Annotated in this window: 20 protein-coding genes and 1 riboswitch; of the genes, 3 read left to right on the forward strand and 17 right to left on the reverse strand. The window is 62.7% G+C overall.

Annotated elements, in window-relative coordinates:
* Window positions 1–59: 59 nt before the first annotated feature.
* The 11 genes from M1D88_RS12760 to M1D88_RS12810 form a co-directional block, all read right to left on the reverse strand.
* Window positions 60–791, reverse strand: coding sequence for a ribonuclease HII (locus M1D88_RS12760; protein ID WP_458111203.1), 732 nt, complete (start codon window positions 789–791; stop codon window positions 60–62).
* Window positions 791–1,678, reverse strand: a complete 888-nt coding sequence (gene lepB, locus M1D88_RS12765; RefSeq protein WP_458111204.1) for a signal peptidase I — start codon at window positions 1,676–1,678, stop codon at window positions 791–793. The genes M1D88_RS12760 and lepB (M1D88_RS12765) overlap by 1 nt, the downstream gene beginning before the upstream one ends.
* Window positions 1,679–2,359: a signal peptidase I gene (gene lepB, locus M1D88_RS12770; protein WP_458111205.1), complete on the reverse strand. Its 681-nt coding sequence runs from the start codon at window positions 2,357–2,359 to the stop codon at window positions 1,679–1,681.
* A gap of 82 nt (window positions 2,360–2,441) precedes the next feature.
* Window positions 2,442–2,801, reverse strand: coding sequence for a 50S ribosomal protein L19 (rplS, locus tag M1D88_RS12775; RefSeq protein ID WP_458111206.1), 360 nt, complete (start codon window positions 2,799–2,801; stop codon window positions 2,442–2,444).
* Window positions 2,802–3,027: 226 nt separating this feature from the next.
* Window positions 3,028–3,837 carry a tRNA (guanosine(37)-N1)-methyltransferase TrmD gene (gene trmD, locus M1D88_RS12780; RefSeq protein ID WP_458111207.1) on the reverse strand — a complete coding sequence of 270 codons (810 nt, stop codon included), beginning with the start codon at window positions 3,835–3,837 and terminating at the stop codon, window positions 3,028–3,030.
* Window positions 3,838–4,404 (reverse strand): ribosome maturation factor RimM, encoded by a 567-nt coding sequence (gene rimM / locus M1D88_RS12785; RefSeq protein WP_458111208.1) that lies wholly within the window; start codon window positions 4,402–4,404, stop codon window positions 3,838–3,840. It abuts the gene before it with no gap.
* A 142-nt stretch (window positions 4,405–4,546) separates the two neighbouring features.
* Window positions 4,547–4,789, reverse strand: coding sequence for an RNA-binding protein (locus M1D88_RS12790; protein ID WP_247045668.1), 243 nt, complete (start codon window positions 4,787–4,789; stop codon window positions 4,547–4,549).
* A 1-nt stretch (window position 4,790) separates the two neighbouring features.
* Window positions 4,791–5,207, reverse strand: coding sequence for a 30S ribosomal protein S16 (rpsP, locus tag M1D88_RS12795; RefSeq protein ID WP_458114518.1), 417 nt, complete (start codon window positions 5,205–5,207; stop codon window positions 4,791–4,793).
* A gap of 199 nt (window positions 5,208–5,406) precedes the next feature.
* The gene (locus M1D88_RS12800; RefSeq protein ID WP_458111209.1) at window positions 5,407–5,844 is read right to left on the reverse strand and encodes a hypothetical protein; all 438 of its coding nucleotides are present in this window, start codon (window positions 5,842–5,844) and stop codon (window positions 5,407–5,409) included.
* Between the two features lie 117 nt (window positions 5,845–5,961).
* Window positions 5,962–6,837 (reverse strand): VOC family protein, encoded by an 876-nt coding sequence (locus M1D88_RS12805; protein WP_458111210.1) that lies wholly within the window; start codon window positions 6,835–6,837, stop codon window positions 5,962–5,964.
* 114 nt (window positions 6,838–6,951) lie between these two features.
* Window positions 6,952–8,034: an amidohydrolase family protein gene (locus M1D88_RS12810; RefSeq protein ID WP_458111211.1), complete on the reverse strand. Its 1,083-nt coding sequence runs from the start codon at window positions 8,032–8,034 to the stop codon at window positions 6,952–6,954.
* Between the two features lie 114 nt (window positions 8,035–8,148).
* A riboswitch (TPP riboswitch) is annotated at window positions 8,149–8,256 on the forward strand.
* Between M1D88_RS12810 and thiC the strand changes: the two genes are divergently transcribed.
* Window positions 8,252–10,096, forward strand: a complete 1,845-nt coding sequence (gene thiC / locus M1D88_RS12815; protein ID WP_458111212.1) for a phosphomethylpyrimidine synthase ThiC — start codon at window positions 8,252–8,254, stop codon at window positions 10,094–10,096. (Overlaps the previous riboswitch by 5 nt.)
* On the opposite strand, the gene M1D88_RS12820 is transcribed toward thiC, so the two are convergent.
* Together M1D88_RS12820 and ffh are read right to left on the reverse strand one after the other, a co-directional pair.
* A complete protein-coding gene (locus M1D88_RS12820) occupies window positions 10,065–10,799 on the reverse strand; it encodes an alpha/beta fold hydrolase (protein ID WP_458111213.1) in 735 nt (244 codons plus the stop codon). The genes thiC and M1D88_RS12820 overlap by 32 nt on opposite strands.
* A gap of 60 nt (window positions 10,800–10,859) precedes the next feature.
* Window positions 10,860–12,446, reverse strand: coding sequence for a signal recognition particle protein (gene ffh / locus M1D88_RS12825; protein WP_458111214.1), 1,587 nt, complete (start codon window positions 12,444–12,446; stop codon window positions 10,860–10,862).
* A gap of 164 nt (window positions 12,447–12,610) precedes the next feature.
* Here ffh and M1D88_RS12830 point away from each other — a divergent pair, with 164 nt between their 5' ends.
* Window positions 12,611–14,005 carry a glucose-6-phosphate dehydrogenase gene (locus M1D88_RS12830; RefSeq protein ID WP_458111215.1) on the forward strand — a complete coding sequence of 465 codons (1,395 nt, stop codon included), beginning with the start codon at window positions 12,611–12,613 and terminating at the stop codon, window positions 14,003–14,005.
* A gap of 79 nt (window positions 14,006–14,084) precedes the next feature.
* Here M1D88_RS12830 and M1D88_RS12835 read toward each other — a convergent pair whose 3' ends face one another.
* Entirely contained in the window at window positions 14,085–14,423 is a 339-nt protein-coding gene (locus tag M1D88_RS12835; RefSeq protein WP_247045651.1) for a P-II family nitrogen regulator, read from the reverse strand.
* Window positions 14,420–15,781 (reverse strand): ammonium transporter, encoded by a 1,362-nt coding sequence (locus M1D88_RS12840; RefSeq protein ID WP_458111216.1) that lies wholly within the window; start codon window positions 15,779–15,781, stop codon window positions 14,420–14,422. The genes M1D88_RS12835 and M1D88_RS12840 overlap by 4 nt, the downstream gene beginning before the upstream one ends.
* 355 nt (window positions 15,782–16,136) lie before the next feature.
* Between M1D88_RS12840 and M1D88_RS12845 the strand changes: the two genes are divergently transcribed.
* Window positions 16,137–17,291, forward strand: a complete 1,155-nt coding sequence (locus M1D88_RS12845; RefSeq protein ID WP_458114519.1) for an MFS transporter — start codon at window positions 16,137–16,139, stop codon at window positions 17,289–17,291.
* Between the two features lie 9 nt (window positions 17,292–17,300).
* Here the strand turns inward: M1D88_RS12845 and ftsY are convergent, their stop codons facing one another.
* The gene (gene ftsY, locus M1D88_RS12850; protein WP_458111217.1) at window positions 17,301–18,515 is read right to left on the reverse strand and encodes a signal recognition particle-docking protein FtsY; all 1,215 of its coding nucleotides are present in this window, start codon (window positions 18,513–18,515) and stop codon (window positions 17,301–17,303) included.
* 44 nt (window positions 18,516–18,559) lie between these two features.
* On the reverse strand, window positions 18,560–22,225 hold the full coding sequence (smc, locus tag M1D88_RS12855) for a chromosome segregation protein SMC (RefSeq protein WP_458111218.1): 3,666 nt from the start codon (window positions 22,223–22,225) through the stop codon (window positions 18,560–18,562).
* Window positions 22,226–22,253 lie beyond the last annotated feature (28 nt).

A 22,253-nucleotide genomic window follows, 5' to 3' on the forward strand; every position in this document is an offset into this window, starting at 1 on the left:
CTTCCATCTTGCACCATGCAGCAGGCGCTGTGCGCCACGGGAGACGGCAGGTCCCAGGGTCAAACGTCAGGTCCGAACAAGTGCCAACTGACCCGGTGATAGGGGCTGGGCCCGGACAGGCGGAGAGCTTCGCGGTGGGAAGCGGTCCCATAACCCTTGTTCTCGTTCCAGCCGAAAGCCGGGTACTCGCTATGCAGCGAAAGCATGAGGCGGTCACGTTCCACCTTCGCGAGGACGCTGGCCGCGGCTACGCTAAGGCACTGCATGTCGGCCTTCACCAGGGTGTAAACGGGAGCGTCACAACCATGCTCAGGCATTCCAGCCATTAGCGAGGGCTCACCGGACAGGGGAGGATCGTCGAAAAGGCCCGGCTCGTCGAAAAGCGATGGCTGGGGATCCGGCGTCAGCCAGTTGTGGCTGCCGTCGAGCAGCACCGCCTGAGGTGTGATTCCGAGGGCAAGGATCTGGTTCCAGGCGCGGTTGCCGGCAGTCCTCAGCGCGGCGATGATGCCGAGGGAATCAATTTCGTTTGCCGAAGCATGCCCTACCGCCGATGCCACACTCCAGCCCCGCACCAGGGGCTCCAACCGCTCCCGGTCTTCCGCCTTGAGCAGTTTGCTGTCCCGGACGTCCTCAAGGAGTTCCTGCCGGCCAAGGTCCACCACCGTAATTCCCACCGTGACGGGCCCCGCCAAGGCGCCGCGGCCCACCTCGTCGACGCCGGCAAGCAGCTGCACACCGCGGCTTAGGAAGCGGCGCTCGTAGTCAAGGGTGGGTGCTTCGGTAGCCATTACTTTGCCGCGGGAGCAGGGACGTCTTTGAAGACGTCCGGATAATTGTCGAGTATGCCAATCCTATTGAGGGGCCATGCAATGACCGCTGCCTTCCCCTCAACATCAGGCAGGTCGATGAACCCGCCGTTGGTGTCCTGGTGTGCGCGGGAATCGGCGGAGTGGTTCCGGTTATCCCCCATGACCCACACCTTGCCGGCGGGGACCACGACGTCGAAATTCCTGATCTCGGGTACTTCTGCCTTGTTCACGTAGCTCTCGTCCAAAGGATCGCCGTTGACCGTCAGCCGGCCGCCGGCACCGCAACAGACCACGTGGTCTCCAGGGAGCCCGATGACGCGCTTGACCAGGTGCTGTTCCGTATCGTCAGGCAACAGCCCCACAAAGATCACGGCATCTTCGAACCAGGTGAAGGGACCGTCCTCCTGCTGGGGCGTCTGCGGCAGCCAGCCCTTGGTGTCCCTGAATACCACGACGTCGCCGCGCTGCAGGGCAAAGGGCTCCGGAACCAGCAGATTGACGAAAATCCTGTCGCTGATGTCCAGGGTATTGACCATGGATTCGGACGGAATATAGAAGGCGCGGAACAGGAAAGTCTTGATGAGGAAGGACAGGACAATGGCGATGGCCACCACCGTGGCTACTTCCTTCAGCCAAAGGAGAAGCTGGCTGGGGCCCCGGTCGTCTTTCTTCTCCTTGCCCGTTTCCGCACGCCTTTGTGCTGCACGCCCAAGAACGGAAGCTCCGCTGCCTGCCCGTTCGGCAGCGGGCACACCTGTTGCAGGCACACCTGAAGCCGCCGCTGCGGGAGCCGCTCCTGTGAACGGAAGGTGTCCGGACTCGTCCCGCTCGTGCGACCCGGAATCCCGGGGGTCGGTCTCGGGCATCTACTGTCCATCCTTCGTTGTTGTCTCGGCCTTGGAAGGCCGTTCCACTGAGCCAAATCTATCAAGCGGCCAGATGATCTGTACCGGTCGGCCGATAACCCGGTCAAGGGGAACCATCCCGCCGCCCGGGGCGCCCAGCAGACTCCGTGAATCGGCTGACATGGCCCGATGATCACCGAGTAGCCATAACCGTCCGGGGGGCACGATCACACTGAACTTCTGCTTGCTTGGCGCATCGCCGTCATACACATAGGGTTCCTCAAGAAACTGGCCATTCACTGTGAGCCTGCCGTCGGTTCCGCAGCACACCACATGATCGCCGGGGAGCCCGATAACCCGCTTTACGTACGTGGTGTCACTGCCTGTGAGCCCAATCCAGTGTCCTAGGCCCGAGGCGGCATCCAGCAACGGCCCCTGGCCACTGTTCAGGGGAGCAAAGGTACCCCGTCCGTCGAAGAGCACGACGTCCCCACGCCCGATGGGCTGTTTCTGCAAGTCCGTCCGGGACACCAGGATCCGGTCTCCCGTTTCGAACAGAGGCTCCATGGACGCCGAGGGGATGTAGTAAATATCAAGCAACAGCGACCGGAACAACCCGCTGATGACCACTGCGACAACGAGCGCAAGCAAAACAAAACGCCAGCCCGGTCTCCCGTACTGGCGTTTTGTGTTGTTGTCCATGATCCGTATCCTGTGGCGCTGTTGCGGATGGCTCCGGCGCGGCCGGATACGGGTTGCGGACCCGCTTCGAAAGTCCGGAGACTTACTTGGCGGTCTGGAAGTCGCGCTTTTCCTTGATCTTGGCGGCTTTACCGCGCAGTGCGCGCATGTAGTAAAGCTTGGCCCGGCGCACGTCACCCTTGGTAACGAGCTCGATCTTGTCGATGATCGGGGAGTGTACCGGGAAGGTACGCTCTACGCCGACACCGAAGGAAACCTTGCGGACGGTGAAGGTTTCGCGGATACCGTCGCCCTGGCGGCCGAGGACAAAGCCCTGGAACACCTGGATACGGGAGTTTTTGCCTTCGATGATGTTGACGTGAACCTTAAGGGTGTCACCCGCGCGGAACTCAGGAACATCGGTGCGCAGCGAGGCTGCATCTACGGAATCGAGGATATGCATTGATCCACTCCTGGTAAACGCCACAGGTCATTTACTTTGGGTCACGGCGGCCAAGCCCGGGTTTTGAAAGGCCCGGAAATTCCCGCCGAAAGTTGCTATTCCGGTTCCGTCACTGATTGACGGGTCCGGGGCGCCAGGCTGTTGGTTACGCTCCCCCTGTGGCAGGTTCGCACCCAGTAGGCACAAGGACTAATTTTGCCACATGCGGAGCCTTGAGGCGAATCCCTCAGCCCTGATCGTTTCCCGGCTCGTCCGGCCGGCGACGCAGGCGTCCGTCGACGACGTCGTACCCAAGGTCCGCAAATTCCGTACGGTCCGCGCGGGTCAGCTTTGTGGTGTCGAAACCCTCCAGCAGATCCGGGCGACGGGCTGCGGTGCGGCGGTACTGTTCGTGGCGCCGCCACTGGGCGATTTTCCCGTGATTGCCGCTCAAAAGGATGGCCGGCACCTCACGGTCGCGCCAGATGGAAGGCTTCGTATAGACGGGGTACTCCAGCAGTCCGTCCGCGTGAGATTCCTCCACAAGGGATTCCGGATTGCCAACAACGCCTGGCAAAAGCCGGACAATCGCTTCAACCATGGCCAGTACGGCAACTTCGCCTCCGTTAAGGACGTAGTCGCCAAGGCTCATCGGGCGGACAGTAAAGTGCTCCGAAGCCCACTCGATGACCCTCTCATCTATGCCTTCATACCGGCCACAGGCAAAAACGAGCTGCTCTTCTTCAGCCAGTTCGTGGGCCAGCGACTGGTTGAAGCGCTCGCCCGCGGGCGACGGAACGATCAGCACCGGCTTCTTGCCCGCGTGTCCTCCCTCCGCGATGGAGGAGAGTGCCTGCGCCCACGGCTCGGCCTTCATGACCATGCCGGCCCCGCCACCGTACGGAGTGTCATCGACAGTCCTGTGCCGGTCCGTGGTGAATTCGCGGAGGTCGTGCACCTTCAGGTCAAGCAACCCGTCCTGGCGGGCTTTCCCGATGAGGGACAGCTCCAAAGGCGCCAGATATTCCGGAAAGATACTGACGACGTCGATCTGCATTTAGTCGTCGTCCCCGGCTTCGGCGGGTGCGGTTTCGTCGCTGTCCCCGGCGCCGCCTTCTTCATTGATCCCAAAGAGCCCCGGCGGGGGCGTGATCAGCACAAAACCTTCAGCAATGTTGACCTCAGGGACAATCTGTTCCACAAAGGGGACCAGGATTTCCTTGCCGTCAGGTGTCTTTACAGTCAGGAGGTCCTGAACCGGCAGGGTGGTGAGTGCCGCGATGGTGCCTACGACCTCTGACCCCACCCGTGCCTCAAGTCCCACAAGCTCGTGCTCATACCAGCCTTCGTCGTCATCCTCGTCCAGCTCCTCGGTTTCAATGAATAGCTTGGCTCCACGGAGTGTCTCCGCCTCATTGCGGGTCTCGATCTCCTCGAATCCGAGCAGCAGGATGTCCTTGTTCCAGCGGGCGCTCAGAATCGTCAGCGGCCCTGCGGAAGCGGGTTCCACCACGAACTCGGTACCAGGGACAAAGCGATCCCCCGGCGCATCCGTCAACACCTGTACGGTCACCTCACCGCGGATGCCGTGGGGTTTTCCGATTCGTGCCACCTGAAGCTGCATCTGTTCCTCTGTTCCTCTGTTCCGGATTCGGGATGAATAGTTTCGAGCTGCCGCTCTGGGAAGGGTATGGGATCTCAAAAAAGTCCGGCCCCTCCACCATCTGGTGAAGGGGCCGGACCCAAGACAAGTGTTGCTGGCGCGATTACCGGCGGCGGTCGGTGTCGACGACGTCGACCCTGACCTGCTCGCCATTCGCCAATGCCGCCACCACTGTGCGCAATGCACGTGCTGTACGGCCCTGACGGCCGATCACCCTGCCAAGATCGTCCTGATGAACGCGAACCTCGAGGGTATCCCCGCGGCGGTTGTTCTTGGCACTGACCTTGACGTCCTCGGGGCTGTCAACAATCCCGCGGACAAGGTGTTCGAGCGCTTCTGCCAGCAATTTACTCAGCCTCGGTGGTCTCTGCTTCGGCGTCTGCTTCAGCCGGAGCTTCCGCCTTGGCCTTCTTGGTGATGGCTTCCGGGATGATCACGGAGCGCTTTTCCGGAGCAACGAAGGCAACCTTGGGGGCTTTCGTCTTCAAGGTACCTTCCTGGCCGGGAAGACCCTTGAACTTCTGCCAGTCACCGGTGATCTTGAGGATCGCGGCAACCTGCTCTGACGGCTGGGCGCCGACGGACAGCCAGTACTGGGCACGCTCGGAGTCAACCTCGATGTATGAGGGCTCCTCGGTGGGGTGGTACTTGCCGATTTCTTCGATGGCACGACCATCACGCTTGGTGCGTGAGTCTGCAACGACAATGCGGTAGTACGGTGCGCGCATCTTACCGAAGCGCTTAAGGCGAATCTTTACGGCCACTTTTGTGGTCACTCCTGTTTCTGAAACGGGGTCGAACCCGCGTTCTGCACCCGTGGGGCGGGCCATACTAGGGGGTTCTAAAGGACAGGATCCAGACGCGGAGAGAGGGGCCACGCAGATCAAGTACCTACTTATTGTGCCAGATCGACGGCGGGATTTCGACTTGACGCCCGCCCGGCCTTCATCAACCCGTTAGCGCCTACGATGCCCAGACGTACAGGCCGGTCCGATCGTTGTCGTCCACCCCGCTTGCCAGCTCTGCAATCCGCTGGACGTAGCCCTTGGCTTCATCAGCCCCGAAAGGCATGTCATCCTCCGCAGCCCACTGCTCGGCGACATGTTCAAGCACATCGCCTTCGCCTTCGGACTCGTAGCTGAGCAATTCGGCCAGGGCCCGGACCATAGCCGGCGGAACACCAAGAAGAGAGTCGCTTGCCACGTCCACCATTGCCAGTTCATAGTCCGCGCCCGCTGCGTGCACGGCCGCGCCTGCGAGGTCGCCCAACTGCTCGATTTCGAAGTCGCTGATTCCTGGGATGCGCACGGCATCACCGGTGGCCGGCCCGCCGCCGTCGAGCGCTCTGGCCCGCTTCAGCGCGCCGTCGTGGGTGGAAACAAAGATCTCGGTGAACCCCATGGAAATCATCCTCATTCCGTCGCTGCGAGGAAGGTCCTACGATGCGGATTTTGAGCCCCACCGTGGCCGTCCGAATCAGCCTAACGCAGAAGGCAGCCCAACCCGGAAGGCATGACGTCAGCGCACCGCCACTCGGATCCTGTTGCGCCACGGATCCTCAAAGCGGAGTTCCAGGCCGGTGTGGTGGGAAGGTACCCCGGCGACTTTCAGGCGGTCGGCGAGCGCCCCGACGTCGTCCCCTGCGGGAACTTCAATGAGAACTTCCCCCAGCCCCAGCGTGTCCTTGCGTGGTCCGGCGCCGCGGCTGTTCCAGACATTCATGGCCATGTGGTGGTGATAGCCACCGGCGGAGACAAAAAGGGCCTGACCGTGCCAGCCGGCGGTCTTTTCAAAGCCCAGCGTATCCACGTAGAAGTCCTGGGCCGTCTGGACGTCGCCTACCTGGAGGTGGACGTGCCCGACGCCGGCACCCGACTCCCGCTGTTCGGAGACTCTCTCTTCGGTCAGGTGGCGCTGCAGGTAGTGCTGAGGGGGAAGAGGCAAGCTGTCCATTACAACGTTCTTGCCATCCCATGACCACGCCTCACGGGGGCGGTCCCAGTAGAGTTCGATGCCGTTACCTTCGGGATCGTTGAAGTAGAAGGCTTCGCTCACCAGGTGATCGGCGCTTCCCGTGAACAACCGGGGCTCGTAGTGGGCTGCCGTTGCCACGGTGGCCGCAAGGGCCGGCTGGTCTTCGAACAACAAGGCTGTATGGAAGAGCCCTGCTTCGCCACGGGAAGGAACAGCCAGTCGGGGAGCTGCAGCAAGGTGGACCAGGGGCTGGCGGCGCCGGCCCAGGTAGAGCCCGCCATCCTGCTCCGCCACGATCTCCAGTCCGAGGGCGCGCTGGTAGTAATCGGTCATCAGCGTCAGGTCCCGTACCTTGAGCATCACTGTGCCCATGGTGAGGTCGGCGGGAAGCAGATCCTGGCTGCTCGTTTCCGTGGTCATAATTCACTCCTGGTTCGGGGGCCGCCCGGATCGGCGACCTGCACTCATAGAGTTAAATTACTTGAAGGTTCAATTTATTCCCTCATTGAGCATTTCCCCTTGTTAGCACTTCCCCTAACGAAGCACTTCCCCTCTGAGCACGATATGGCGGAGCGTCTTCAGGGTAGTCAGGGATTCGCGGGGGTCTTCGGCGCACACCAGCACATCGGCGCTGGCACCTTCGGTCAAGCCTTCGGCGTCCAGCCAGGAGCGTGCAGCCCAGGCCGCAGAGTCCAGTGCCGCAGCGGCAGGGAGCCCTGCGGCATTCAGGGCGAGGACTTCGTCCACGATCCGTCCGTGGGCTATGACTGTTCCCGCATCTGTGCCGGCAAGGATTCGCACTCCCGCTTCGAATGCCTCCAGGACGCGCTCATTGCGCCGTGCCCACAAGGACCGCATATGGGCGGCGTAGACCGGGAACTTCGCATCTGCCCGTTTGGCGATATCTGGAAAGGTTCCGATGTTGACCAGGGTGGGAACCAAGGCAACACCCTGCTCGATGAAGCGGGGGATGTGGCGCGGAAGGAGGCCGGTTCCGTGTTCGATGCAGTCAATCCCGGCGTCGAGCATGTCATCCAGCGTGTCCTCGGCAAAACAGTGGGCGGTGACCCGGGCACCCTCCTCGTGCGCCGCGAGAACGGCATCCTTCACCGCCCAGGACGGAAAACAAGGGGCGAGATCCCCGGCGTCGCGGTCTATCCAGTCCCCCACAAGTTTGATCCACCCATCACCCGCACGGGCCTGCTTCCTCACGGTTTCCGCCAGATCCCGGGGCTCCACCTCCAGGGCGAGGTTCTTCAGGTAGCGGCGCGTCCTGGCAACATGCCTGCCGGACCTGATGATCCGTGGCATGTCCCTGCGGTGCTGAAGCCATCTGGTATCGCTGGGGGAGCCGGCATCGCGGACCAGCAGGGTGCCGGCATTCCTGTCTTGCAGGGCCTGCGCCTCGGCCACATGGTCAGGCACTTCACCCTCCGGGCCCAGGCCGATGTGGCAATGGGCATCGGCGAGCCCTGGCATCACCCAGCCATCGAGGACGACGCCGGGGTTTCCTGCGGGACGACGAAAGGTCAGCTTCCCGTCTACTGCCCACATTCCGTGTCGCTCCAAGTCAGGTGATGTGAGCACCGTTCCGCTGAATTCAATTATTTTCGGCACGGACAAAAGCCTAACGGCGGACCACCGCAGGATGTTCCCTGGCATGGCGATGCTGCGGCGCCCCGGTTTGTGGGACGCCTCGGGTTGCAGGAGGCATCGGTGTGATAGCTTCATTTACGACCACACGGGTGCCCTTGCAGGGGCTGAGATCGGGCTGACGCAGCCTGCGACCGTTGAACCTGTCCGGGTAATGCCGGCGAAGGAAGTGAGTATTCCCTTGAGTACCCCAGAATCACAGCACAGCCCTGTCCAAATTCCCTCCGGCGAAACGCAGTCCCTGAAGTCACACTCCCTCACCTACGTCTCCGGCGAAGGAAACGGAATCAAGGTGCCGGTGACTGCAATCGCCTTGGAGGACTCCCCCAACGGCGATAGAAACGGTCCTTTCCACGTCTACCGCACGGCCGGTCCCGGCAGCGACCCGGTGGTCGGTCTCAGGCCGTTCCGTTCCGAATGGATAGAAGCCCGCGGGGACACAGAGCCGTACAGCGGACGGGAGCGCACCCTGCTCGACGACGGCCGCTCGGCTGTCCGTCGGGGAGCAGCCTCAGAGGAGTGGAAAGGAGCGCAGCCGGTGCCCCGCCGTGCCGTCGGCGGCAGGACGGTCACCCAGATGCACTACGCGCGTCAGGGAATGATCACCCCGGAAATGCGGTTTGTGGCTCTCCGCGAAAATTGCGATGTTGAGTTGGTCCGCAGCGAGCTGGCGGCAGGCCGGGCCATCATCCCGAACAATATTAACCACCCCGAGTCCGAGCCCATGATCATCGGCAAGGCCTTCTTGGTAAAGATCAACGCGAACATCGGAAACTCGGCCGTGACAAGCTCTATCGCCGAAGAGGTGGACAAGCTGCAGTGGGCTACCCAGTGGGGAGCCGACACAGTGATGGACCTCTCTACCGGCGATGACATCCACACCACCCGCGAGTGGATCATCCGCAACTCTCCCGTGCCCATCGGCACCGTCCCCATCTACCAGGCACTGGAGAAGGTCAATGGAGAAGCCAACGCCCTGACCTGGGAGATCTTCCGCGACACCGTCATTGAACAGTGCGAGCAGGGCGTGGACTACATGACCATCCACGCCGGCGTCCTGCTCCGCTACGTGCCGCTCACAGCCAACCGCGTCACAGGCATCGTGTCACGGGGCGGCTCCATCATGGCCGGCTGGTGCCTCGCCCACCACGAGGAGAACTTCCTTTACACCCACTTCGACGAGCTGTGCGATATTTTCGCGATGTACGACGTCGCGTTTTCGCTGGGTGACGGGTTACGGCCCGGTGCCACAGCAGACGCCAACGACGCCGCACAGTTCGCCGAGCTCGACACGCTTGCCGAGCTCACCCAGCGGGCCTGGGATTTTGATGTCCAGGTGATGGTGGAGGGTCCCGGCCACATCCCGTTCCACCTGGTGCGGGAGAACGTGGAGCGCCAGCAGGAGCTCTGCAAGGGCGCGCCGTTCTACACCCTGGGCCCGCTCGTCACCGATGTCGCCCCGGGGTATGACCACATTACGTCGGCTATTGGGGCCACCGAGATCGCCCGCTATGGCACCGCCATGCTCTGCTACGTCACCCCCAAGGAACACCTGGGCCTGCCGAACAAAGACGACGTGAAGACTGGTGTGATCACCTACAAGATCGCCGCCCACGCCGCAGACCTTGCGAAAGGGCATCCCGGAGCGCACGAGCGGGACGATGCACTTTCCAAGGCGCGGTTCGAATTCCGCTGGCGGGACCAGTTCGCACTCTCACTCGATCCGGTAACCGCCGAGGCTTTCCATGACGAAACACTCCCGGCCGAACCAGCCAAGACTGCCCATTTCTGCTCCATGTGCGGTCCCAAGTTCTGCTCCATGCGGATCAGCCAGGACATTCGGAACGAGTTCGGGTCTGCGGAGGCCCAGGCGCAGGTTGCAGAAATAGCTGCGTTGACGGCCGGCATGCGGGAGAAAAGCGAGGAATTCCTCGCCGCCGGCGGAAAGGTGTATCTGCCCGAATTGCTGGTGCCGGCAAATGATGGCACCAGGATCAGGAAGCCCGGGACTGCTGACGCCGGCTGACGTCAGCCAGGAATGACCGGATAATGCGGTCTCCCTCTACGGAATCGTGAGGCCGGTGCCCTCCCGCCGCAGTCCGGTGAAGGGCACCGGTTTCGCGCAGATAAGCAGCGATCTCCTCATAGAGCGGCTCCCACCCGCCAGTGAGGACCAGGGTTGGTACCCCCGGCACAATGTGGAGCGGCGCTTCCCACGGCGGAGCCTGGAGCCGGAGCCGCCTGGCGGCCTTGCGAGCCTCGGGGGTGGTTGGCCCGGGCGCTTCGGCCGAAAAAGCACGGCGGACGAATTCCCGCTGGAAGTCTTCGTCCCCAAGCTGGTGCCTGATGTCGAAGAGCGGCTCCATGAGGGACCTGTGGGCCGCGGTCGCGGGAAGTTCAGCCGTCAAGGAGAGGCAGGCGGGCTCCACCAGTGTCAGGGAGTACACCAGATCCGGGCGTTCCACTGCTGCCATCATTGCCGAGATGGCGCCCTGGGAATGCGCCACCACATGACCACCGGCGGCTCCGCGCCCCTCATCGCTCAACGCCCCCAGAATGATGGCAGTATCAGCGGCGAAGTCGGTCTCAAGTGGCTCCGACTGGGGGTCGAATCCGTACCGCCGCAGGAAGAGGGCATCATAGGCCAGTGCCATGCCGTGCTGTTTGGGCCAGGCAGCCGATCCAAAGCTGCCTGAGCCGTGGACGAACACTACCCGCTGCTTGAACATGACCCAACCCTAAGGCAAGGCCCGGGCAATGTGCCCGGGCGACATCGATGCCTTGGTTACTTACTTGTTTCCGCCGAGGAACTTATCGAAGCCCTTGGGCAGGTTCAGCTGGGCGGGATCGAAGTCGCCGCTCTGTTGGCCGAAGGCGGCACCGGTGGGAAGAGCTTTGGCAGCCTGCGAGCGCCGGGTCTCGGCGTCGCGCAGTTCCTGGGCCGCCTTGGCAGGGTTACCCGACCTTGCCTTCTTCTTCGGGGCGTTCTTCGCACCCTTGCGGGCTCCCCCACCGTTTCCTGCTCCGGGCATGCCGGGCATGCCGGGCATGCCGCCGCCCTGGGCCATCTTCTTCATCATCTTCTGGGCCTGGGCGAAGCGTTCAAGCAGTCCATTCACCTCAGAGACGTGCACACCGGAACCACGGGCAATACGCGCCCGGCGTGAGCCGTTGATGATTTTCGGCGCAACGCGTTCGTGGGGCGTCATGGACCGGACAATGGCTTCAACCCGGTCGATCTCCCGCTCGTCGAACTGCTCCAGCTGCTGGCGGATGTTTTGGGCGCCCGGCATCATCATGAGCATTTTCTTCATGGAACCCATGTTGCGGATCTGCTGCATCTGGGCCAGGAAATCGTCAAGGGTGAAGTCTTCCTGGTCGGCGAATTTCTTCGCCATCCGGGCAGCTTCGTCCTTGTCCCAGGACTTCTCGGCCTGCTCAATAAGGGTGAGGACGTCACCCATATCGAGGATGCGGGAGGCCATGCGGTCGGGGTGGAAGAGTTCGAAGTCATCCAGGCTTTCACCGGTGGACGCGAACATGACGGGCTTCCCCGTGACGGAGGCAATCGAGAGCGCAGCACCACCGCGGGCGTCGCCGTCGAGCTTGGAGAGCACAATGCCCGTGAAGTTCACACCTTCATCGAAGGCCAGCGCCGTGTTGACAGCGTCCTGGCCGATCATGGCGTCGACGACGAACAGCACTTCGTTGGGGACGATGGCCCGGCGGATGTTCCGTGCCTGATCCATCATGTCGGTGTCCACACCGAGACGTCCGGCGGTATCGACGATGACGACGTCATGCAGTTTCTGCCGCGCTTCCTCCACTCCTGCCTTGGCAACGGCAACAGGATCGCCGGCCGGGTGCTCAAGCTCGGAGGTGGCGCCGGGGTGCGGTGCGAAGACGGGAACACCCGCCCGCTTGCCCACCACCTGCAGCTGGGTCACGGCATTGGGCCGCTGGAGGTCGCAGGCAACGAGGATGGGACTGTGGCCCTGGGACTTCATCCATTTGGAGAGCTTGCCGGCGAGCGTCGTCTTTCCTGCACCCTGCAGACCCGCCAACATGATGATGGTGGGGCCGGTCTTGGCGAGGCGGATACGTCGGGTTTCACCGCCAAGGATCTCGACGAGTTCCTCATTGACGATCTTCACGATCTGCTGACTCGGGTTCAGGGCCCCTGAAACCTCAGCCCCCAGCGCGCGCTCGCGCACCCGTGCGGTGAATTCACGCACCACAGGTACGGCAACGTCGGCATCCAGGAGTGCACGACGTATTTCACGGACCGTGGCATCAACATCCGCCTCGGTGAGGCGGCCCTTGCCGCGGAGATTCTTGAAGGTTGCTGCCAACCGGTCAGAGAGTGAATTGAACACGCGCCGTGCACTTCTTTCAGTTGTTCTCGGATGACGGCCAATCAGGCGCGCCAACGTCGTGGACTGGTGTTCGTCCGGACTGCTCGTCCGGACGGACTGCCTCGACAACGGGACTCGACTATCTAGGGTACCAAGAGCAACCTTCAAGATGGCATGCTGGCAGGGTGACCAGCCAATCAAGTGTAAAAACCCTCCTCATTCTGGGCGCTTCCGGTGATCTCACCGGGCGGCTCCTGCTGCCCGGGCTCGCCAGATTGGCCGCAAAGGGCCGTGCAGGCAGCCTCAGGCTCGTGGGCGCAGGCTCGGACCCGTGGACGCCGGAACAGTGGCTTGAGCGGGTGGAGACCTCCTTCGCGGATGCGCTTGGCGAGGCGGATCCTGCCGGAAAGCCGGAACTGGAGAGGATCGCGGGGTCCACGGGCTACCATCAGCTGGACGTGACGGCTGGCGGGGAGCTGGGAGCCCTGCTGAAAGAGCTGGAGGGCCCGGTGGCCGTCTACTTTGCGCTCCCACCGCAGGTCAGCCAGAAAGCCTGTGAAGTCCTTACCCCGGAGGAGGTTCCGCGGGGGACGCGGCTGGTGATGGAAAAGCCGTTCGGATCCAGCGAGGCCACGGCCCGGGAGCTGAACAACACTCTGGTGGGCCTTGTTCCGGAGGACCACATCCATCGTGTGGACCACTTCCTGGGAAAAGCGACGGTGCTGAACATCCTTGGACTGCGTTTCGCTAACACCTTCCTGGAACCGGTCTGGAACCGGAACTACATTGAGAAGGTCGAGGTCATCTTCGAAGAGGACCTCGCCTTGGAAGGGCGAGCGCGGTATTACGACGGAGCTGGCGCGTTACGGGACATGATCCAGAGCCACCTGCTCCAGATCATGGCACTCATGGCCATCGAACCGCCCGCAACGGTTGGCGAACGCGATCTCAGAGATGCCATCAGTACCGTCCTGCGTGCCAGCAGCATCAAACCGCCCTTCAGCAACACCTCGCGCCGGGCCCGATACACAGCCGGTTCCATTGCGGGCAGGAGCATCCCTGACTACGTCCAGGAACAGGGTGTTGATGCGTCCAGGAACACGGAGACCCTTGCAGAGGTCCGGGTTGAAGTCGACAACTGGCGCTGGCAAGGAGTCCCGTTCATCCTCCGCTCCGGAAAAGCCATGGGAAATAAGCGCAAGGAGGCGGTCATCACCTTCCGCCCTGTACCGCACCTTCCGGCGGGCTTCACAGGGGTGGACTCCCCCAACCAGCTCCGGATCGGATTCGGGCCTGACACGCTACAGTTCGACGTCGATGTCAATGGCCCGGGCAACATCCTGAGCCTTGACCGGGCAACGCTGAATGCGGTGTTAAGTGCCTCCGACCTCCTGCCCTATGGCGAAGTCCTGGAAGGGGTGCTCACCGGAGATCCTTTGCTGTCCGTGCGCGGCGATGCCGCGGAAGACTGCTGGCGCATCGTGGACCCTGTCCTGCGCGCCTGGTCAAACGGTGAGGTACCTCTGGAGGAATACGACGCCGGAACTACAGGGCCGGCTTCCTGGCCAGGCTCGCCATAACAAGCAAAAGCGGGCCGGATACCTTTTCAGGTGCCCGGCCCGCTTTGTGTTTCAGCTGTGGAAGCCTCTAATCCTTGAACTAGATTGCTGCGGAACCGCGTTCGCCGGTGCGGACCCGGACGGCTTCAAAAACGTCCACTGTCCATACCTTGCCGTCACCGGCTCGCCCCGTGTTGGAGCTGGCGATAATGACATCGAGGATGTCGTCCGCCTGCTCGTCCGTGGCCAGAACCTCCACGCGGATCTTCGGCAGAAGGTCCACGTTGTACTCAGCACCGCGGTAAACCTCGGTGTAGCCGCGCTGCCGGCCGTAGCCGCTGGCTGCGCTGACCGTCAGGCCCTGTACTCCGTATGCTTCAAGCCCTTCTCGGATGGACTCAAGCTTTTCCGGCCTAACGATTGCTGTAATCAGTTTCATGCGCCCACGCTTTCCTTACCTGCTGCTGCATCAGTCTTTGTGCTGTCTGCGGGTGCTGCGGCGGCTTCGCCCTGGGGCTTGCCGGTGATCAGTTCGTGCAGCGGCTGGAAGCTTCCGCCGTGGCCGCCGACGCCGAACTCGTAAGCGGTCTCTGCGTGCAGGCTGAGGTCTACGCCCACAGTTTCCTGTTCCTGGGAGACCCGGAAGCCCATGGTCTTGTGGATTGCCAGGCCGATCACAGCGGTGAGGATCGCGGAGTAGGCTATGGCGATACCGGCTACTGCAAGCTGCGCCCAGAGCTGGGTGAAGCCGCCGCCGTAGAAGAGCCCGCCGCCGACGCCCTCTTCCGGAAGGGCGATGAAGCCAAGGGCCACGGTGCCGATGATGCCGGAGACAAGGTGGACACCCACAACGTCCAGGGAGTCATCGAAGCCCCAGCGGAACTTCAGGCCAACAGCCAGGGCAGATGCGATACCAGCGATGAGGCCGAGACCCAGTGCACCGACCGGGCTGACGTTTGCACAGGCCGGGGTGATGGCCACGAGGCCTGCAACAACACCGGATGCTGCGCCCAGGGAGGTGGGGTGTCCGTCGCGGATGCGCTCAATGATGAGCCAGCCGATCATGGCTGCGGCAGGTGCTGCGAGCGTGTTTACCCAGATCAGGCCACCCTGCTCAGCGGAAGAGGCGAGGCCGCCGTTGAAGCCAAACCAACCGAACCACAGGATCGCAGCGCCGAGCATGACGAAGGGGATGTTGTGCGGGCGGTGGTTGGGATCCTTGCCGAAGCCCTTGCGGTTGCCGATGATCAGAACGAGGATCAGAGCCGCCACACCGGCGTTGATGTGGACAACGGTACCTCCGGCGAAGTCGATAGCCGTGCCGAGGGCCTGGCCGATTGCGCCGTCCGCACCGAAGAGGCCGCCACCCCAGACCATGTAGGCCAGCGGGCAGTAAACGAGCGTTACCCATACCGGCACGAAGACAGTCCAGGCGCCGAACTTGGCGCGGTCTGCAATGGCTCCGCTGATCAGCGCCACGGTGATGATGGCGAAGGTAGCTCCGTAGCCGGCGAGGATGAGGCCGTTTGGCGACTCCGCCGAGTTGACGCCCTCAAGACCGAAGCTGGTGAACGGGTTTCCGACAATCTGCAGGAAGCCTTCACCGCCCGTCATGGAGTAGCCCCAGAGGACCCAGACAACGCCCACGATGCCGATGGAGATGAAACTCATCATCATCATGTTCAGCGCCGCCTTGGCGCGCGTCATGCCGCCGTAAAAAAATGCCAGCCCTGGTGTCATGAACAGCACGAGTGCCGCCGCAACCATGAGCCATACGTGACCTGCGGTAAGTTCCATGGTGCACGTCCTCCCTTGCCTAATGCTTGATAGATGCCTATTGATGCTGCGAAGTGATCCGCTTGCCAACGCCTTGTTTGCGTTGCCTTGTTTGCGTTCTTAGAAGATTTTGGCTGGGCTGTGTTTCACTCGCGGAGGATTTAGATTGCCGGGTTGTTACAAGAATCTCCCGGAAGTAAATGGTGCATATCCTGCTTGTTACGGATATGTTTCACGAGTCCAAAACCCCATCCCTCTCTTCAATCGCTAGGATCCAAGCGCCATGACCGAACGATCCCCTTCCGGTAACGGGACCAAGGGAATTTCCGCGGCTACCGCATCGCCGGGCAGGGGGCTCCCCCGCGATATCAAGGTGATGTTGGTTGCAGCATTCCTTATTGCCTTGGGATTCGGCCTTGTAGCACCGGTGCTCCCTCAGTTCGCCACCACTTTCGACGTCGGCGCGACTGCTGCTGCCGTGATCGTTAGTATTTTCGCCTTGATGAGGCTGGTCTTCGCTCCGGCCGGTGGCGCCCTGATTGTCAGGTTCGGTGAGCGGCCCATCTATGTAGGCGGGCTGCTGATCGTTGCTGCTTCTACGGCAGCCTGCGCTTTTGCCCAGGACTATTGGCAGTTGCTCATTTTCCGGGGGCTCGGCGGAGCAGGCTCAGTGATGTTTACGGTTGCGTCAATGGCACTGGTGGTCAGGCTCGCTCCCCCTGAGAGCCGCGGCCGGGTTTCCGGAGCGTATGCTTCCGCGTTCCTGATCGGCAACGTCTGCGGGCCAATCGTGGGAGGGCTGCTGGCAGGTTATGGGCTCCGCGTTCCCTTCCTGGCCTACGCCGGTGCCCTCGTGTTGGCTGCCTTGGTGATCCAGACACAGCTCACCCATGTGACGGGGTCGCGCCAAGCGGGTAAAGCCAATCCGCCGATGGAGCTCCGCCAGGCGCTGGGAGACAGCGCCTACCGTGCAGGCCTTGTCTCCAGCTTCGCCAACGGCTGGGCAACTTTTGGCGTAAGGATGGCCACCGTACCCCTGTTCGCGGTGGCCGCGATAGGCGCGGGCACTGAAGCCGCAGGGTGGGCTTTGGCGGTGTTCGCCGCGGGAAACGCCGCTTCGCTCTCCTTCTCGGGACGGCTGGCAGATTCTTTGGGCCGCCGGCCAATGATGATTACCGGCCTGCTGCTGACCGGATTGGCTACGGGTGCGATTGGATTTACGACCGACATGGTCTGGTTCCTCGTGGCATCAGCCGCAGCCGGCATCGGCTCAGGGATTCTGGGGCCCGCGCAGCAGGCAGCCATTGCCGATGTGATCGGCAATGAGCGGTCCGGAGGGCGTGTTTTGGCGGTGTTCCAGATGACGGCCGATACCGGGGCGATCGCCGGGCCCGTGCTCGCCGGCGTCCTGGCGGACCAGCTTGGGTACGGCTGGGCGTTCGGCGTCACTGGCGGTGTGCTGGTGGCCGCTGCCGTCGGCTGGCTGCTGGCCAGGGAGTCCCTGCAGCGCCCGTCCGGTCAGCCAGCCTAGTTAGTGGCGCTAGTTCAGTAGGGCGTCCACGAAGCCTTCAGCTTCGAACGGTGCCAGATCGTCAGCGCCTTCACCGAGGCCGATGAGTTTGACGGGCACTCCAAGGGATTTCTGGATGGCGACGACGATCCCGCCCTTCGCGGTGCCGTCCAGCTTGGTGAGGACGATGCCGGTGATGTTTACTACCTCGGCAAAGACGCGGGCCTGGTTCAGCCCGTTCTGGCCGGTGGTTGCGTCCAGGACCAGGAGGACCTCGTCCACCTCTGCGAGCTTCTCGATGACCCGCTTGACCTTGCCGAGTTCGTCCATCAGCCCGGTCTTGTTCTGAAGCCTTCCGGCGGTGTCAATCATCACCACGTCGACTTCCTGGTCGATCCCGGCCTTGACCGCCTCGTAGGCGACAGAGGCAGGATCCGCACCCTCGACGTCGGACTTAACGGTGGGTACGCCCACACGCTGGCCCCAAGTGGCCAACTGCTCAGCGGCGGCTGCGCGGAAAGTATCGGCAGCGCCGAGCAGCACGTCCTTGTCCTCGGCCACCAGTACCCGGGCGAGCTTGCCCACAGTGGTGGTCTTGCCGACGCCGTTGACGCCAACTACCAGCATCACGGCAGGAGTATCAGCGTGCCGTTCGACGCGCAGGCTCCGGTCCATAGAGGGATCCACCAGCTTAATCAGCTCTTCGCGCAGGAGTGCCTTGACCTGTTCGGGCGAGCGTGTGCCAAGTACCTTGACCCGTTCGCGGAGTGCGTCCATCAACTGCATGGTGGGCCCGGTGCCAAGATCGGCCAGCAGGAGGGTCTCTTCGACCTGATCCCAGACGTCCTCATCGATTTTGTCGCTGGACAGCAGGACCAATAGCCCCTTGCCCAGGATGTTGTTGGACTTGACGAGCCGTTCCCGAAGCCTGTTCAGGCGGCCGGCCACCGGGAGTGGTGTTTCAACCGCAATGGTCTCCAGCCCGGCAACGTTGTCCGGCACCTCTGTGATTTCAAGGTCTTCGAGGTCGACGCCGGCAGGAGCGTTGCGCTCCTTACCAGCCACAGGCCTGTCCTCAACCAGGGTGCCGCGGGATCCTTGCTGTGGCTCCTCGGGATCGTTCAGGTCACGTGTTCCGGGGTAGCGGTTGATGTTCTTCCGGGTCTTCATGAAAACCGGAATCAGGCCGCCGATAACCACCAGGGCAGCAAGAATGGGCAGAAGAATAGGGAGGATGTCGTTCACTCCCCTAGCTTCTCACAATCGGGAATGGTGTTTTTTGAAGGCCCTCAAACTTCAGCGGCGAGGCGTTGGCTGATGACAGTGGAAACGCCATCTCCCCGCATTGTCACTCCGTAAAGAGCGTCCGCCACTTCCATGGTCCGCTTTTGGTGGGTGATGACGATGAGCTGGCTGGATTCGCGCAGTTCCTCGAAGATGGTGATGAGGCGGCCCAGGTTGGTGTCATCAAGTGCTGCCTCCACTTCATCCATGACGTAAAACGGCGACGGCCGGGCTTTGAAAATGGCAACAAGGAGAGCCACTGCCGTGAGGGACCTCTCCCCGCCTGACAAAAGTGACAGACGCTTTATCTTCTTTCCGGCCGGACGGGCTTCCACCTCGATGCCGGTGGTCAGCATGTCCGCGGGATCAGTTAGCACCAGCCTGCCTTCGCCGCCCGGAAACAGTCGGGCAAAGACCCGCACGAACTGGGCTGAAGTGTCGGCGAAAGCCTCCGCAAACACCTTCTGCACGCGTTCGTCAACTTCCTTGATGATGTCCAGGAGGTCCTTTCGGCTGGACTTGAGATCTTCCAATTGCGTGCTGAGGAACTGGTGCCGTTCTTCGAGGGCTGCGAATTCTTCCAAGGCAAGCGGGTTGACGCGGCCCAGAGAGGAGAGGTCCCGCTCAGCCCTTTTCAGGCGTTTTTCCTGTTCCTCCCTGACATAGGGCTTGCCCTCGAGTGCAGGGTTTCCGTCCTCATCGACAGGGGCGCGCAGGGACGCCCATTTATCGGTTGTCTCCCCTGCAGGCACCGGAACGGGCAAATGGGGACCATAGTCAGCTATGAGCTGCTCAGGGGTAAGCCCGAGTTCTTCCACGGACCGGAGCTCGAGCGCCTCGATCCGAAGTTGCTGCTGGGCGCGGGCCAACTCATCCCGGTGCACAGAATCGGTAAGGTCAGCCAGTTCCCGGGCAAGGGCATCGTTGCCTGACCTCACTTCCACGAGTTCGCGGTCCCTTGCTTCCTTCTGTTCCTCGGCCTCATCCCGTTCCTGGCGGGCAAGTTCAACCGATACGTCGACGAAAGCGGCGGCCTGCTCCACAGCTGCGGCGACAGCGGCGGCCCGGGCAGCCTGGAGCCGGCGCCTGGCCGCCCGGTGCGCCGCTTCCTCCCGTGCGCGGCGCTCGGTGGCGGCCGCCCTTTCAAGGGAGGAGGCCCGGTTCCGGGTGGCTGTCAGTTGTTCTTCTGCACTCCTCAGCGCGAGCCGGGCATCCATTTCGGCAGCCCTCGCCAGCGACGCCGCCAACGCCAGGGCGTCGCGGTGCTCTGAGGACGGTTCCTGGTCTACGGGCACCTCCTCAGCGGCGGCGAGGCGGGCCGCCACGTGCTTCAAACCCTCCCGCTCGGTGAGGATGTTTGCTTCTGCCGCCGTCAACGAGGCAGCCAGCCTTTCGCTCTCCCCCACAGCGCTGCGCAGCACTGAATTAAGATTGCCAAGGCGTTCGGCGACAGCGGCGAGCCTGGCATCGGAATCGTGCAGTTTTTCGAGCGCCGCTTCCGTCCTGTCCTCGGCCTCCGCCCTTTTTGACTCTGCAGCGGCCAATGCAAACCGCGTGCGCTCCAGGTCAGCCACAATGCCTTTTATCCGGGTATCGGCGTCGTCGACGGCGGCTTGCACTTCAAGCAGGGACGGAACCGAAGCGGAACCACCGCTGACGGTCAGAGCCGTGAAGACATCCCCGGCACGCGTCACGGCGGTCAGCTCGGGGCTCCCGGCGACGACTCCTGCTGCGGACTCCAGGTCTTCAACGACGACGACGCCGGCAAGCAGCTCCGCCAAGGCTGCTTCGCCGGGCCGGGAAGTTTCGCCCCGGTTCGAAGTTACGCCCTGGTTCGAGGATTGGATGAGTTCCGAGGACTGAACAAGAGTCAAGGCCCACCGGGCACCTGCAGGGAGCTCTGGGGCAACTGCCGGAGCCCGCTCCCCACGGGTGGCTGATGCGCGGGTGCCCGACCCGGCGCCTGCGAGCAGCAGCGACGCACGTCCGGCGTCGTCGTCCTTCAACAGCTGGACTGCTTCAAGGGCGGTGCCGGCATCCCTTACCACCACGGCGTCTGAGCACGAACCCAGGGCCGCGGCGATGGCCGCTTCGTAACCGGCCTCGACCTTCAGGGTTGAGGCCAGTGTGCCCATTGCTCCCGGAAGCCTGGCATCAACGATGTGGCTGGTGCCGTCCTTCCGGTTCAGGCCCATTTGCAGGGCATCCCGCCGGGCCACCAAAGCGTCCCGCTCGCGTTCGGCCTCGCGCTCTGCGGCTCTCAGCTTCTCTATCCCGGCGAGGATTTCCTCGAGCGCGGCGCTGGCGTTTTCGTAGTCGGCGTCGAGGCTTTCCTCGCCATCTTCAACCCCTGCCACCTGGGATTCCAAAGCGGTGAACTCGGACTGCGCCAGACGGCGCCGTTCGTCACCGGCGGCTTTTGATTCCCGGAGGCGGCCCAGTTCAGCTTCCGCTGACTCCACGCGGGATCTCGCCGCGGCAACCTGCCCTGCCAAACGTGCCAGCCCTTCCCGCCGGTCTGCCGCTGCCCGGAGTACGGCGGCGAGTCGCCTGTCCTCGGCGACGGCTGCCTCTTCGGCCTCTTTCTTTCCTGCTGTCGCAGCTTCCAACTCAATGCTCTTGACCCCAATGAGGTGCTCCAGCTCAGCCTGTTCGGCCCGCACCCTGGCTGCCTGCTGTTCCAGCTGTTCAGGATCCCGCCCTGAGTCAGGAAGGGGGTCGGAGGCGCCAAGCAGCCGGCGCCTCTCCGTGGCCAAGTAGCCCAGCGAGCGGAGACGCTCCCTGTGGGCGGTCAGCTGGTACCACGTATCGCGGGCCGCGCTGAGCCTCGGCGTGGCTTCGGCTGCCAGCTGCTCCAAAGCTGCCTGCCGCCGTCGACCGCCTTCAAGCTCCAGCTCCACCACACCACGGCGCTCTTTGAGGGCAGACTCGTCGGCAACATCCTGTTCGAAGGCCGACTGCAGCTGGACAAGGTCGTCGGCAAGGAGCCTCGCACGCGCGTCACGGACCTCGAACTGGACGGTCTGGGCACGCCGGGCGATTTCAGCCTGCTTACCCAAGGGCGTCAGCTGGCGGCGGATTTCCGATGTCAGGTCACTCAGCCGCTGGAGGTTGGCCTGCATGGCCTCGAGCTTGCGGACTGTCTTTTCCTTGCGGCGGCGGTGCTTGAGAATTCCGGCGGCCTCTTCAATAAAGCCCCGGCGGTCCTCGGGTGTGGCGTGCAGCACCTTGTCCAGCTGCCCCTGGCCGACGATCACATGCATTTCACGGCCGAGTCCCGAATCGGAGAGCAACTCCTGGATATCCAACAACCGGCAACCGGCACCGTTGATGGCGTACTCGGAGCCGCCGGTCCGGAACAGGGTCCGGGAGATGGTGACCTCGCTGTATTCGATCGGCAGTGCGCCGTCTGTGTTATCGATGGTCAGCGACACGTGGGCCCGGCCAAGGGGCGGGCGGCCAGAGGTTCCGGCAAAAATGACGTCCTCCATCTTGCCGCCGCGCAGGGTTTTGGCTCCCTGTTCACCCATGACCCAGGCCAGGGCGTCCACCACATTGGACTTACCCGAGCCATTGGGACCCACCACAGCAGTGACGCCCGGCTCAAAATCGAAGGTCGTGGCCGACGCAAACGACTTGAATCCCCGGACAGTCAGGCTTTTAAGGTGCAAGGTGGTTCGGATCTCCTGAATAGCTGCA

The organism is Arthrobacter sp. R1-13, from assembly GCF_054161475.1.